This is a genomic window from Roseomonas elaeocarpi (assembly GCF_042433915.1).
Taxonomy (GTDB): domain Bacteria; phylum Pseudomonadota; class Alphaproteobacteria; order Acetobacterales; family Acetobacteraceae; genus Roseomonas; species Roseomonas elaeocarpi.
In genome coordinates this window covers 289334-302501 of record NZ_JBHLUN010000008.1, presented here as the reverse complement: position 1 = coordinate 302501, position 13168 = coordinate 289334, and the positions used below count along the sequence as shown (strand labels likewise).

At 71.9% G+C, this 13168-nt stretch carries 12 protein-coding genes and 1 tRNA gene; 9 read left to right on the top strand and 4 right to left on the bottom strand.

Annotation, left to right across the window (positions count from 1 at the left end; genetic code table 11):
• Positions 1–298: 298 nt before the first annotated feature.
• Complete coding sequence (locus ACFFGY_RS12850) at positions 299–1552, top strand: DUF2254 domain-containing protein (protein WP_377044891.1); 1254 nt, start codon at positions 299–301, stop codon at positions 1550–1552.
• A 243-nt stretch (positions 1553–1795) separates the two neighbouring features.
• Here the strand turns inward: ACFFGY_RS12850 and ACFFGY_RS12845 are convergent, their stop codons facing one another.
• Positions 1796–2464 (bottom strand): alpha/beta hydrolase, encoded by a 669-nt coding sequence (locus ACFFGY_RS12845; protein ID WP_377044890.1) that lies wholly within the window; start codon positions 2462–2464, stop codon positions 1796–1798.
• A gap of 390 nt (positions 2465–2854) precedes the next feature.
• Between ACFFGY_RS12845 and ACFFGY_RS12840 the strand changes: the two genes are divergently transcribed.
• The 7 genes from ACFFGY_RS12840 to ACFFGY_RS12810 all read left to right on the top strand — a co-directional run bounded on the left by ACFFGY_RS12840 (position 2855) and on the right by ACFFGY_RS12810 (position 9711).
• Entirely contained in the window at positions 2855–3538 is a 684-nt protein-coding gene (locus ACFFGY_RS12840; RefSeq protein ID WP_456316164.1) for an Rrf2 family transcriptional regulator, read from the top strand.
• Complete coding sequence (locus tag ACFFGY_RS12835; RefSeq protein ID WP_377044889.1) at positions 3535–4740, top strand: cysteine desulfurase family protein; 1206 nt, start codon at positions 3535–3537, stop codon at positions 4738–4740. Before ACFFGY_RS12840 ends, ACFFGY_RS12835 begins: the two co-directional genes overlap by 4 nt.
• Positions 4737–5936, top strand: a complete 1200-nt coding sequence (locus ACFFGY_RS12830) for a cysteine desulfurase family protein (RefSeq protein WP_377044888.1) — start codon at positions 4737–4739, stop codon at positions 5934–5936. Before ACFFGY_RS12835 ends, ACFFGY_RS12830 begins: the two co-directional genes overlap by 4 nt.
• Entirely contained in the window at positions 5936–6256 is a 321-nt protein-coding gene (locus ACFFGY_RS12825) for a ferredoxin family 2Fe-2S iron-sulfur cluster binding protein (RefSeq protein WP_377044887.1), read from the top strand. The genes ACFFGY_RS12830 and ACFFGY_RS12825 overlap by 1 nt, the downstream gene beginning before the upstream one ends.
• A 57-nt stretch (positions 6257–6313) precedes the next feature.
• Positions 6314–7456, top strand: a complete 1143-nt coding sequence (gene mnmA, locus ACFFGY_RS12820; RefSeq protein ID WP_377044886.1) for a tRNA 2-thiouridine(34) synthase MnmA — start codon at positions 6314–6316, stop codon at positions 7454–7456.
• A gap of 16 nt (positions 7457–7472) precedes the next feature.
• A tRNA-Met gene (locus ACFFGY_RS12815) sits at positions 7473–7547 on the top strand.
• A 418-nt stretch (positions 7548–7965) separates the two neighbouring features.
• Positions 7966–9711 (top strand): ATP-binding protein, encoded by a 1746-nt coding sequence (locus tag ACFFGY_RS12810; RefSeq protein WP_377044885.1) that lies wholly within the window; start codon positions 7966–7968, stop codon positions 9709–9711.
• A gap of 218 nt (positions 9712–9929) precedes the next feature.
• Here ACFFGY_RS12810 and ACFFGY_RS12805 read toward each other — a convergent pair whose 3' ends face one another.
• Positions 9930–11411: a DUF4214 domain-containing protein gene (locus ACFFGY_RS12805; protein ID WP_377044884.1), complete on the bottom strand. Its 1482-nt coding sequence runs from the start codon at positions 11409–11411 to the stop codon at positions 9930–9932.
• Positions 11412–11880: 469 nt separating this feature from the next.
• Here ACFFGY_RS12805 and ACFFGY_RS12800 point away from each other — a divergent pair, with 469 nt between their 5' ends.
• Positions 11881–12123 carry a hypothetical protein gene (locus tag ACFFGY_RS12800; RefSeq protein ID WP_377044883.1) on the top strand — a complete coding sequence of 81 codons (243 nt, stop codon included), beginning with the start codon at positions 11881–11883 and terminating at the stop codon, positions 12121–12123.
• Positions 12124–12148: 25 nt separating this feature from the next.
• On the opposite strand, the gene ACFFGY_RS12795 is transcribed toward ACFFGY_RS12800, so the two are convergent.
• Together ACFFGY_RS12795 and ACFFGY_RS12790 are read right to left on the bottom strand one after the other, a co-directional pair.
• On the bottom strand, positions 12149–12427 hold the full coding sequence (locus tag ACFFGY_RS12795) for a hypothetical protein (protein WP_377044882.1): 279 nt from the start codon (positions 12425–12427) through the stop codon (positions 12149–12151).
• Between the two features lie 496 nt (positions 12428–12923).
• A complete protein-coding gene (locus ACFFGY_RS12790; protein ID WP_377044881.1) occupies positions 12924–13157 on the bottom strand; it encodes a hypothetical protein in 234 nt (77 codons plus the stop codon).
• Between the last annotated feature and the right edge of the window lie 11 nt (positions 13158–13168).

Here is a 13168-nt window from a genome sequence, read left to right as displayed (position 1 = left end):
CCTTTCCCTGGGGAAGAACGAACACCCGGCGCGGGTATCGCATCCGTGGCAACGCCCCGCAACCGGCCGCCTGCTCCGGACCGCAACGGCGCATGTCCCCTCCCGAACCGAGCGCGCTTCCGCCCGTCCCCGGATCGCGACGGCACCGCCCGAGGCCTGCGGTGACGGCTCGGGGGCGGCGGGGAAGCAGTTCCGCCGCGGGGGCATGGCCACCGCCGGCCGCCTGCGGCGTTGGTGGGGCAGCCCGGCCCGGCGGACCCCCGGCCCGGCGAGGGCACCGGGGCCGGCAGGAGACCACGTGAACAAGAACAACCTCATCCCGCGCTGGCGGCTGATGCTGTCGCGCACCCTGCGCCAGGCCTGGGTGCGCGCCGCGCTCTACTGCGCCGGCGGCGTCGTGACGGCGCTGCTCGCCTGGCGCTTCCAGTTCCACGTGTCCGAGGACCTCGCCCTGAGCGTCGGCGCCGACGCGGTGGGCAACGTGCTGGCCATCCTGGCCTCCTCCATGCTGACGGTGACGACCTTCTCGCTCACGGTGCTGGTGGGCGCGCTGGGCTCCGCCTCCTCGGGCGTGACGCCGCGCGCCACCACCCTCTGGAGCGAGGACCGGCGCGCCCACAACGCGCTCGCCACCTTCCTCGGCGCCTTCATGTTCTCGGTGGTGGGGATCATCGCCCTGTCCACCCACCTCTACGGGCCGGGCGGCCGGCTCGTGCTGCTGGGCGCCACCGTGGGGGTGATCGGCCTGATCGTGGTGACCCTGCTGCGCTGGATGCAGCAGCTCACGCGCTTCGGCCGGGTCGGCGAAACCATCCGGCTGGTGGAGCAGGCCGCCGCCGCCGCGCTGCGTGCCCGGCGCGACCATCCGCACCTGGGCGGCGTGGCGCCGGACCCCGCGCAGCGCCAGCCGCGCCCGGTTTATCCCGAGCGCATCGGCTACGTGCAGCACGTGGACATGGCGGAACTGTCGCGGGCGCTGCGCGGGCGCGAGGTGATGCTGGACGTGGCGGCGCTGCCCGGCGCCTTCGTCCACCCGGCCACGCCGCTCGCCTGGGTGGATGCCGGGATGGACGCGGCATCGCAACGGGCCGTGTGCGACGCCTTCCTGGTGGAGCACGACCGCGCCTGGGAACAGGACCCGCGCTTCGGCCTGTCGGTGCTGGCCGAGATCGGCTCCCGCTCGCTGCCGCCGACCGCGGCGGATTACGGCACCGCCATCGCGGTGATCGGGGCGGGCTTGCGCGTGTTGTCGAACTGGGTTCCCGCCCCGCAAGGCCCCCCGGCCGAGCCCGAGCACCCGCGGATCCGCGTTCCCGCCCTGCGGACCGAGGACCTCGTGGAGGATTTCTTCGCTCCCCTCGCGCGCGAAGGGGCGGGCATCGTGCAGGTGCCGGTGCGGCTGCAGAAAACCCTCGACGCCCTGAGAAGCCTGTCGCCGGAGCGTTTCGACGCCTCCGCCCGCCGCGCCTCCGCGCTGGTGACCGAGCACGCCGCCCTGGCGCTGACGCTGCCCTCCGAGAAGGCCGCGGTGGAAGCTCTGACGCTGCGCTGACGCCGCCCGGCCCGGCGGATGCGAGGGGCCATCCCGTCGCGCCGCCCGGGCGCCGGAAGGCCGCGCCGCGTCCCGGCATGGTCTGCCGGGAAATGTGCCTCCGGAGATGCGTTCCCCGGACTGCGCTCCCCGGACTGCGCCCCCGGGCGCCGCATCCCCCAGGAATCACGAAGGCCGGCCCCCATCGGGAACCGGCCTTCGGGTGATCGGCCAGGCGCCCGGCGGAACGGCCGGGCGGAGGCGTCAGTCCGCCGCCATCGCCATGCGCGAGCGGTTGAGCACCGACATCACGTGGTCCTCGGTGGCGTCCGCCACGCGCTCGCACTGTTCCGGCGTGAAGACGTGACCCGCATTTTCCATGACGCGGTAGTCGATCGTCACGCCCTTCTGGGTGTTCAGCTTGTCCACCAGCTTACGCACCGACGGCTCGGGCACGAGCTCGTCGCTCGCGCCGTGCAGGATCAGGCCGGAGCAGGGGCAGGGAGCCAGGAAGCCGAAGTCGTAGTGGCTGGCGGGCGCCGAGATGCTCACGAAGCCGCCCATCTCGGGGCGCCGCATCAGCAACTGCATGCCCACGTAGGCGCCAAACGAGTAGCCCGCGACCCACAGCATCGGCGCCGCCGGGTTCACCGCCTGGAGGAAGTCCAGCGCGGCCGCCGCGTCCGAGATCTCGCCGATGCCGCCGTCGTAGCGGCCCTGGCTCTTGCCGACGCCGCGGAAGTTGAAGCGCAGCGTCGAGAAGCCCATCGCCTGGAAGCGGCCGTAGAGGCTGTGCACCACGCGGTTGTTCATGGTGCCGCCGTGCAGCGGGTGCGGATGGAGGATCAGGGCAACCGGGGAGTTCGGGCGCTTGGAGTGGTGATAACGACCCTCCAGCCGGCCGTCCGGGCCGGCGAACATCACTTCAGGCATCGTCCCCTGGTGTCCACTTCCTTTGGGGGTGTGCCGAGGCACATCCCGAGCCAAAGCCCATGATTCGGCGGTCCGGCAAGCCGGGCCGAGAATTTCGCATTCACGGGACAACCTGCATGGCGGGCAGCGGCGGATGCCACCCCTGGGTTTTCCCGAGGGGGCCACGCGGTGCCTGCATGCTCCGGAACCTGCTCCGATCGTCTCGTCGTGTCAGTGCTGTCCGGACGGGGCTTACGACGTCCGGTGCGAAGGGCAATATAGGGAAGCGTCGCACAATTTCATAACGGAATCATGGCATGGGCCCTATGCCCCAGCATAAAGCCAGCCATTCGCGCGCGTCCTGCATACCGTTCCGCAGCGCACATTCCCGCTGCGGGGAGCACTGACAAGGTGCGCCTTTCCTCGCGCGGACGCTACGCGGTGATGGCGATGGTGGAGATGGTGACGCGCTCGCGCGGCGCCGCGCCGGGACCCGCGCGCCCCGTCAGCCTGGCCGAGATCGCGGCCGCGCAGTCGCTCTCGCCCGCTTACCTGGAGCAGCTCTTCGGCTGCCTTCGGCGGGCGGGGCTGGTGGAATCGGCGCGCGGACCCGGCGGCGGCTACCGCCTCGCGCGGCCGGACGGGGAAACCCCGGTGGCCAGCATCATCGAGGCGGTGGACGAGCCCATGGTCGCCACCCGCTGCGAGGCGGGCGAGGGCTGCCTCGCCGGCCGCCCCTGCGCCACCCATGCCCTGTGGGAAGAACTCGGCGCGCAGATCCGGCTGTTCCTGGGCGGCGTCACCCTGGCCGACGTGGTGCGCGACGAGGTCCGGGGCCGCGCCCTGCCGCCGAGCCTGCCCCCGGCCCGTTCCCCGGACCACGCGCCCGACCACCCGCAGGGCCATCCCCTCGACCAGTTTCAGGGCCCGGGCGCCCCGGGCCACCACGGCACCCCGCCGGGTGCCGAGGCGCCGGCGGCCCATGCCTCGCACGACGCGGGCAGAACACCGGCCCCGGCCCGGCGACGCAACGCCGGGACCGCCGCCGCCTCACCGGGTGCCGCGCCGCGGCCCACCCGGCGGAGGGCGCCGTGACCCCGCTCTACCTCGACGCCAATGCCACCGAGCCACTGCGCCCCGAGGCCCGTGCCGCGGCGATCGAGGCGATGGACCTCGTGGGCAACCCGTCCTCGGTGCATGCCGAAGGGCGCGCCGCGCGTCGCGTGCTGGAAGCCGCGCGCCGGCAGCTCGCCGCCCGCTTCGACGCCGCTCCGGCGGATGTGATCTTCACCTCCGGTGGCACCGAGGCCGACGCGCTGGCCATGGCGGGCCTGGCCGTGCCCCAGGGCGCACCGGGCGCCGTCGCGTCCGACAACGCCGCCCAGCCCGGCCGCCGCGTGCTGGCCGGCTCCACCGAGCACCCGGCGGTGCTGGCCGCCGTGCCGGAAGAGGCGCGGCTGCCCGTGCTGCCCACGGGCGAGATCGACCTCGCGGCGCTGGACGCCGTGCTGCGGGATGGCCCGCCGGCGCTGGTCTGCCTGATGCTGGCCAACAACGAGACCGGCGTCCTCAACCCGGTCGCGGAGGCCGCGGCGATCTGCCACCGGCACGGGGCGATCCTCCACGTCGACGCCACCCAGGCGGCCGGGCGCATCCCGGTGTCGCTGCGCGCATTGGGCGCCGACAGCCTGGCGGTGTCGGGGCACAAGCTGGGCGGGCCCAAGGGCGCGGGCGCGCTGATCCTGCGCCCCGGCCTGCACCTGCTGCCGGTGACGGTCGGCGGCGGGCAGGAGCGCGGCCGGCGCGGCGGCACCGAGGCGCTGCCCGCCATCGCCGGCCTCGGCGCCGCGGCCCTGGCGGCCGATCCGGCCGCCGCCACCCGCCTGGCCGCCCTGCGCGACCGGATCGAGGCGTTGGTGCTGGGCAATGCGTCGGGCGCCGGCGCTTCGGCGGACCTGATCGCGAATCGCGCCGGCTTCGCCGCCGGGGCCGCGGCGCCGCGCCTGCCCAACACCACCAACCTCGTCCTGCCGGGCATCCCCGCCGAAACCCAGGTGATCGCGCTCGACCTCCTGGGCGTGCGGGTGTCCGCCGGCTCCGCCTGTTCCTCGGGCAAGGTGGCGCGCTCGGCGGTGCTGGCGGCCATGGGGCTGGGCGAGGCGGCGGGCTGCGCCATCCGGGTCTCGCTGCCCTGGAACACCCCCGACGACGCGCCGGAGCGTTTCGCCCAGGCCTATGCCGCCATGCGCGGGACGCTCTCGCAGCGCAACGAGGTCAGGGCCACATCCGCCGCATGAGCGTGCCGCCCGCGAACCGCCCGATCTACCTGGACAACCACGCCACCACGCCGGTCGATCCCCGCGTGCTGGCGGCGATGCGCCCGTGGTGGGAGGAAAACTTCGCCAACCCCGCCAGTGTCGAGCACGCGCTGGGCCGCGCCGCCGCGGAAGCGGTGGAAGACGCCCGCGCCGCCGTCGCCGCGCTGATCGGCGCCTCCCCGCGCGAGATCGTGCTGACCTCGGGCGCCACCGAGAGCAACAACATCGCCATCAAGGGCGCCGCCCGCTTCGCGGCCTCCCAAGGCTCCGGGCGGCGGCGCATCGTCACCGTCGCCACCGAGCACAAGTGCGTGCTGGAAAGCGTGCGCGACCTCGCGGCCGAAGGGTTCGAGCCGGTGATCCTGCCGGTCGGCGCCGACGGGCTGCTCGATCCGGCGGTGCTGGCCGCGGCGGTGGACGACCGGACGCTGCTCGTCAGCGTCATGGCGGTGAACAACGAGATCGGCGTGGTGCAGGACCTCGCGGCCCTGTCCGCGGTGGCGAAGGCCGCCGGCGCGATCTTCCACACCGACGCCGCCCAGGCCGCCGGTCGCGTCGTGCTGGACGTGGAGCGCGACAACATCGACCTCCTGTCGCTGAGCGCGCACAAGATCTACGGCCCCAAGGGCATCGGCGCCCTTTACGTCCGCCGCCGTCCCCGGGTGCGCCTCCAGCCCTTGTTCTCGGGTGGCGGGCAGGAGCGGGGCCTGCGTTCCGGCACGCTGGCGGCGCCGCTGGTGGTGGGCTTCGGCGAGGCCGCGCGCATCGCCCGCCGCGAAGGCCCGCTGGACACCGCCCGCATCGCCGAGCAGCGCGACCGCCTGCTCGGGCGCCTTCGCGCCGCCGTGCCGGGCCTGCGGGTGAACGGGGACCCGGCGCGGCGCGTGGCCGGCAACCTCAACCTCACCTTCCCCGGCGACACGGACGCGCAGGCGATCATCGCCGCGGCGCCGGAGCTCTGCGTCTCCACCGGATCGGCCTGTTCCTCGGCCGAGGTCGAGCCCTCCTACGTGCTGCGCGCCATCGGGCTGGAGGAGCGCGACGCACGCGCGACCTTGCGCCTGGGCATCGGTCGCTTTACCTCGCCCGCCGAAGTGGATCAGGCGGCTGCCGTGCTCGCGCGGGCCTGGAAGGCCACCCTGTCCCGCGAGACATCCGAGCAAGGAGCGGCGTGATGCCGAAGATGACGTTTATCGAGCAGAACGGCACGCGTCGCGAAGTGGACGCGCCGCTGGGCCTGTCCGTGCTCGAGATCGCCCACCGCAACGGCCTCGACCTCGAAGGCGCCTGCGAGGGCAGCCTGGCCTGCGCCACCTGCCACGTGATCGTGGACAGCGCCTGGTTCCCCAAGCTGCTGACCCCCACCGAGGACGAGGAGGACATGCTCGACCTCGCCTTCGACCTGCAGGAAACCTCGCGCCTGGGCTGCCAGATCGTGATCACCGAGGCGCTGGACGGCCTGGTCGTGAAGCTGCCGAAGGGCTCGGGTGGCTGAGCACTTCACCCTGAGGGGCGGTGACGGCACCGCCCCCCTGCCGGAAGGGATCGGCTGATGCGCATCCTTGTCGCCATGTCGGGCGGCGTCGACAGTTCCGTGGTGGCGGGGCTGCTGCACGAGCGCGGGCACGAGGTGATCGGCGCGACGCTGCAGCTGTATGACCACGGCGCGGCGGTGTCGCGAAAGGGCGCCTGCTGCGCCGGCCAGGACATCCACGACGCGCGCGACGTGGCCGACCGGCTGGGCTTCGCGCACTACGTCCTCGACCGTGAGTCGCGTTTCCGCGACGCGGTGATCGGCGACTTCGCCGACAGCTACGCGCGCGGCGAAACGCCGATCCCCTGCGTGCGCTGCAACCAGACGGTGAAGTTCAACGACCTCGTGGCACTGGCGCGCGACCTGGGCTGCGAGGCCATGGCCACCGGCCACTACGCCCGCCGCGTGGACGGTCCGCACGGCGCCGAGTTGCACCGCGCGGCCGACCCGGCGCGCGACCAGAGCTACTTTCTGTTCGCCACCACCGCCGAACAACTCGCTTTCTCGCGCTTTCCGCTGGGCGACATGCCCGACAAGGCGGCGGTGCGGCGCGAGGCCGTGCGCCTCGGCCTCGACGTGGCCGAGAAGCCCGACAGTCAGGACATCTGCTTCGTGCCCGCCGGCCGCTACCACGAGACGGTGGCGAAGCTGCGCCCCGAGGCCGCGGAGCCCGGCGAGATCGTCCACCTCGACGGCCGCGTGCTGGGCCGCCACGCCGGCCTCGCGCGCTACACCGTGGGGCAGGGGCGCGGCCTGGGCGAGGCGTCGCGCGACGGCGGCGAGCCGCTCTTCGTCGCGGCGCTCGATGCCGGCCGCCGCCGCGTCGTGGTCGGGCCCCGCGCCAGCGTGCCGCGCGCCGAGGTCGTGGCCGGTGACACCAACTGGCTGATCGCCCCGCCCGAAGGCAGCTTCCGCGCCGAGGCCAAGTTCCGCGCCCGCGAGGTGCCGCAGCCCGTCTCGGCGCGCTGGGATGCCGCCACCGGCCTGCTGCACGTCACCCCCGAGGAGCCCGTGATCGCGGCCCCCGGTCAGGCGCTGGTGCTCTACCACGGCGACCGCGTGCTGGGCGGCGGCTTCATCCGCCGGGCCGCCGCGCGCGACGCTGTGCCGGAGGGTGCAATCCTTGCCGGTGGCGTTGACAGGGGTGGCGCGGCGGCCTAATCCGCGCCCACCGGATGGCGGCGTAGCTCAGCGGTAGAGCAGGGGAATCATAATCCCTTGGTCGGCGGTTCAAATCCGTCCGCCGCTACCATCCGGATCAACGGCCTGGGCGATGTTTTGCCGGCCACCAGCACTTCCCGGTCACATCATCTGGTCAGTCGGTTGCTTCAGGCTTGTCCCGGTGCAGCAGCCGGAACTCGCGCATGAAGGAAGCCGCGACACGCTTCCGACCCGTCCGGCGCGCGACGCCGCGCCACCCCCGGCATCCTCCCGCTCAGGACCGACATGATCCTGCCCGGGCCCGTGGGGCGCTGCCGAAGCCCACCGCGGCCGCCGCAAAAACCCTGCCCCCGGTCACAGCTTCGGCAACGGGGCCTCGCCAGCCATGGACTGCGCGGCTGGCAGCCTTATCTGGCGGTTCCATCCTATGTTAGGGTGCTTCGGTTCAGTGGCGCCGCCCAGGGATCCTGTGGCACAGCACCCTCGAGACACGAAAGCGCGCCAGAGCCTTGTCTGAAGACTCCCCATCCCCCCTGCCGGACGACGACGCGGCTGCCACGGGCGTCCCGGCGGCGGGCACCGCCGATCAGGGGGCTCTGGAGCCGTTGGGCAGGCCGGGCCTCCATCACTGGCGACAGGCCAACATCGTCGATCCCAGCCTGAGCGAGCGGGGAGGGGTGTTCTTCGCGGCCGTCGAGATGACGCGCATGCCGATGATCCTGGCCGACCCCCGCCAGGACGACTGCCCCATCGTCTTCGCCAACAACGCCTTTCTCGACCTCACCGGCTACGAGGAAGCGGAGGTGCTCAACCGCAACTGCCGCTTCCTGCAGGGCGCCGGCACCGACCCGTCCTCCGTGACCCAGCTGCGCGACGCCATCCGCGAACGGCGCCCGATCGCGCTGGAGATCCTGAACTACCGCCGCGACGGGACGCCGTTCTGGAACGCCATCTTCATGGGGCCGGTGTTCGACCAGGGCGGCGAGCTGATCTACTTCTTCGCCAGCCAGCTCGACGTGTCGAAGCGGCGCGAAAGCGAGCAGTCGCTCCGGCAGGCGCAGAAAATGGAGGCGATCGGCCAGCTCACCGCCGGCCTCGCGCACGACTTCAACAACCTCCTGCACATCGTCAACGGCAGCCTCGACCGCCTCAAGGTCAAGCGCTACGACGACCAGGCCTTCGCGCGCCACCACGCCGCGGCCGTCGCCGCCTCCGAACGCGGCGCCAAGCTGACGCGCCAGCTGCTGGCTTTCGCCCGCCGCACCCGGCTGGAGCCCAGGGGCGTGGACCTCAGCCAGCTCGTGAACTCCTTCGGGGAGCTGCTGGAAACCTCGGTGGGCCAGAAGGCCGAGCTGTCGCTCCATCTCCGGCGCCGGCTGCCGCTGGTGCGGCTGGACGCCAACCACCTGGAGATGGCGCTGCTCAACATCGTGGTGAACGCCCGCGACGCCTCGCCCGAGGGCGGCGCCATCACGGTCGCCACCCAGGCGCTGCACCTGAACGGCGACGCCGCGGCGCGCCAGCTGGAGCCCGGCGACTACGTGGTGCTGTCGGTGACCGACGAGGGCACGGGCATGGCGCCGCACATCCTGGCGCGCGCGACCGAGCCGTTCTTCACCACCAAGGGCACCGGCCAGGGCACCGGGCTGGGCCTGGCCATGGCGCACGGCTTCGTGCAGCAGTCCGGCGGCCGGCTCGAGATCGAGAGCGAGCCCGGGCGCGGCACCACCGTGCGGATGATCTTTCCGCAGATGCCGGCGGAGGAGGAAGCCAGTCCCCAGGCCGAGGCACCGGGATACCCGTCCCACGCGGTGGACCCGGCCGCGCCGCCGCTGATCCTGGTGGTGGACGACAGCCACGAGATCGCCGAGATGGCGCGCGAGGCGCTGATCGACACCGGCTACCGCGTGGTGGTCGCCCATGATGCCGAGGAAGCCCTGCGGCGCTTCGAGGAAGCGCGCTCGGGCGAGGATCCCTTCCGCCTCGTTTTCTCGGACGTGCTGATGCCGGGCGGCGCGAACGGGCTGGTGCTGGCGGAATGGCTGCGCGAGCGCGACCCCAGCGTGCCGGTGCTGCTGACCACCGGCTACAACGACGAGATGTCGCTCGATGGGCCGCGGCCGGGCGGGCTGGAGGTGCTGGGCAAGCCCTACAAGCGCACCGAGCTGATCGACCGGGTGCAGGCCGCGCTGCGGCGCGGGGCCCGCACCGGCCCCGGGCGCGAAACCTCCGATTTCGGCCACGCCACCGAGTAGGTCGTGACCGGAGCGGGCCCGTTGGGACAAGCTGTGTCGGGCGAGACACGGGACGAGGCGTGACCCGGTAGGGCGCGATCGGGTGAAGGCGCCACCGGCACGGGCTTTCCCTGACCGGCGGCAGGCGAGGCCGGGCGGACCAGCCGCCGGGCCGGGAAGACCGCTCCCCGACCCGGCAGCCGCGCCCCCCGGCGCGGATCGTTCAGGCGGTGCCCAGTTCAGGCGGTGCCCAGGAAGATCCAGTTGTCGTGCGTGGCATCGGCCGTCTGCACGCGGTTCTCGAGGCTGTCCGAGAACCCTATCAGCACGTCGGCCCGCGTTTCCCCGTTGTCCAGCGCGCTGGTCCAGAAGTCGTGCCCGGCCTGATCGGCCGCGCGCCCGAGGACGTTCTGGTAGAGCTGGTCCACGAAGTCGCTGTTGCCCAGGTTGCCGTAGTTGCTGTTGAACTCCGCCGAGGCGATGAAGCCCTGCGCGACGTTGCTCAGCGCGTCGCCGCCTTCCAGCCGGTTGTACCAGTAGCTGAGGCCGGAGGTCTCGGGGGCGCGGTTCAGCGCGGCCTCGTACAGGCGGTAGGCTTCGCCGAACTGCTCGTCGCCGGTGAAGGACAGGCTGTTCTGGACGTTCTCGAAGCTGTGGGAGAAGCCCTGCAGCACGTCGGCCTGCGTCGCCCCGTTGCTGAGCTGCTGCGCCCAATACGCTATGCCCGCGGCATCGCCGGCGCGGCCCAGCACGTTCTCGTAAAGCTGCGACACGAAGCCGGTATTGTCCTGCCCGGCATAGGCGGCCTGGAACTCGGCCGAGCCGGTGAAGGCGGCGGCGACGCCGTTCTCGCTCATCGCGCCGCTCTCGATCTGCCCGGTCCAGTAGTCGAGGCCGCCGGCATCGGGGGTGCGGTCGAAGGCCGCCTTGTAGAGGTGCGCGACCTCCTCGGCCGTGCCGCTGGCGTCGAAGCGCCCGACGCCGTCGGCGAACAGGATGAAGTGGCCGTCCGAGATCGTCTGCGTCTGGTCGCGGCCCGCGATCTCATCCTGGAGGTAGAGCTGCCCCAGCGGCGTGCGCGCGACGATGTACTCGTCATGCAGGCCCGTGGTGAACACGTCGTCGGCGCGCCCGCCCCCATTGCCCAGGCCCAGGCCGACGCTGATCCCGCCCTGCCCGTCGGACTGGAAGCCGAGGCCCGTGGCGTCGAAGTCGCCCGACACGGCGACCTGGGCCACCTCCGCGCTGCCGTTGTAGAGGGTGATCTGGCCGTTGCTGTAGCTCACGCTCGTGGCGGCCGGCACGTCGCTGAACGAGATGACGTCGCCGGTCCCGAAGCCCGTGATGCCGCTGCCGACACTCAGGGCAAGGTCGGAATCCAGCGTCAGGATCCCACCCGTCCCGTCGAAGTTGATGGGGGACAGGAGGCTCGCCCCCAGGGTGTCCGACAGAACCAGGTGCCCGCCGTCGCCGATCGTGTAGCTGGTCAGGGCGCTCAGGCCGAGGATGCCGTCGACCTCCAGCGTGCCGTGCTGCACCGTGACCGAGGCCAGGGCCGTGGCGGACACGGTGTCGAAGGTCACCGAGACCGGGTCTCCCGTTGGCGTGCCCGCGTCCCGCCCCACCACGATGGAGGAGCCGATGCCCAGCGAAACGTTGTAGTCGCCCGAGGTGTCCACGGTCGTGGTCGAAAGGGCATTAACGTTTAACGGAGTGCCCAATGGTCGATCTCCCCAGATGCTTTCCCCGGAAGGCCCCGCGCCCACCGGAAGACCGCGTCGCGCGGGTTTTTCCCGTCACGGCCCGGTCGCCGTTTCCCGCACCCTTCGGATATGATCCGAATGGTTCTGTCAGAAAGAATTATCCGGAGAATAGATCGTTGCAACCTAGGGTTTAGCGACCCTCCTGTTTTGTTGAAGATGCTGACGAGCGCGGCCGACCCGAGGCGGCGATGCGTGGCGCCCTGCCCGGAGCCCCACGATCAGCCATGGGATGTCACGCGCGCCGTGGACCGGCCGCGAGGGGGCTAAAAACCGGATGTCGTGCTGTTCTCGAGCCGTGACGTGGTTGCCGTGGGATTGCCCGTGCCAGCGGGTGCCGTGATGGCCACTCGCTTGACCCTACCTTGTGCGCTCACCTAGGCTAAGCAACGATGCACGCTCCCCAGCCTTCAAGGTAATACTTCTATTGATGATCCCGGAGAGCGTGCCGACGCGAAAGATGGCCTGTTCGGACCATGCGGAGGCATCGGAGCGGCTCAGCCTGGTTCTGATCCAGCTCCAGGGTCACGACCTGCCGCTGAGCCTGGCGGAATTCTCGGAGATGACCGGCCTGCGCAAGAGCGCGCTGCTGCGCACGCTCGCGCCCGCCGAACGTCGCGGCGACGTCCTGCGGACCGGGCGCCATCAATGGCGGCTCGGCCGCCCGGGCTGACGCCGGGTCCGGCCCGGCGGAAAGCCTAGACCTGACCGGGGCTCAGCGCCGGCTTCTCGTCGAGCAGCCTGCCCCAGTGCGCCTGCCAAAGGGCTTCGTCATCCAGGATGGCCAGCCCGTCGCCCGCGCCGAGGCGGCCGCAGGCGAAGCCGATCGCCGCCGGCATCTCCATCACCGCGTCCTCGTGATTCCCGGGGCCGATGACTTCCGCCAGAACCTGATCCCCCTCGCTGAACAGGATCAGGGTTACGCCATCTTCCAGGATGTCCTGCGTGGTCCGGAACTCAGTCGGTATCCCGGTCATCCGTTCGCCCTCCGAATACCATCTTAAGTTGTGGTCAGCAGAACGATATACCGCCTGATACGGTATTGAGTGAAGCGATACCCGCGACTTCTTTTCACTTCGAAGTCGGGTTTCCTGTCCTGGCGGATTGTCCCGGGTCGGAAACCGGAGGCCCGAAGCGTGGCGGCTCTGCTGATAACGGCGCATCGCCTCGCGCGTTCACGCTGTCCGGCACAGTTTTCCCCGCGCGATGCCTCCGCATGGTGCCCGAGCGATGATTCCCGGGTGGCGGTTCCCAGGTGGCCGTTCCCGGATGATGGCGCCGGAGATTGTTCTGGCGGACGGGTCTTCGGATGGCCGGCGGCGGAAGCCGGGCTCGGTCGCCGGGCCTCGGCGGCACCGGCCGATCACGCGGGGCCGGTACGGTTCTGCCGCGCCTCGCATCGCCTCCGCCCCGGACCCGGCCAGGGCACGAAGGTGGGGCGGATTTGCGGGAAGGCTCCTCCCGCGCCCGCGCCTACTGCTGCGGCTGCCCCATGCGGACGGTGCTGCCGAGCGGCACGCCCATGTTGGCGCCGTAGGCGGTGCTGAAGCACTCGTTGAAGGCCGCCGTGCCCAGGCCGTAGCCGTTGTCCACGCAGGTCTTGCGGGCCCTGGTGGACATGCGCTCCTCGCGGCTGGCGCAGCCCGTGGCCGCGAGGGTGAGGGGCAGAAGCACCCACAGGGTCACGACGCGAAGGGTGCGGCTCATGCAAGGCTCCG

Excerpts from the sequence above, each read along its gene's own strand:
- ACFFGY_RS12845 (WP_377044890.1), bottom strand. The coding sequence starts at position 2,464 with ATGCCTGAAGTGATGTTCGCCGGCCCGGACGGCCGGCTGGAGGGTCGT.
- ACFFGY_RS12825 (WP_377044887.1), top strand. The coding sequence starts at position 5,936 with ATGCCGAAGATGACGTTTATCGAGCAGAACGGCACGCGTCGCGAAGTG.
- ACFFGY_RS12795 (WP_377044882.1), bottom strand. The coding sequence starts at position 12,427 with ATGACCGGGATACCGACTGAGTTCCGGACCACGCAGGACATCCTGGAA.
- mnmA (WP_377044886.1), top strand. The coding sequence starts at position 6,314 with ATGCGCATCCTTGTCGCCATGTCGGGCGGCGTCGACAGTTCCGTGGTG.
- ACFFGY_RS12830 (WP_377044888.1), top strand. The coding sequence starts at position 4,737 with ATGAGCGTGCCGCCCGCGAACCGCCCGATCTACCTGGACAACCACGCC.
- ACFFGY_RS12800 (WP_377044883.1), top strand. The coding sequence starts at position 11,881 with ATGATCCCGGAGAGCGTGCCGACGCGAAAGATGGCCTGTTCGGACCAT.
- ACFFGY_RS12790 (WP_377044881.1), bottom strand. The coding sequence starts at position 13,157 with ATGAGCCGCACCCTTCGCGTCGTGACCCTGTGGGTGCTTCTGCCCCTC.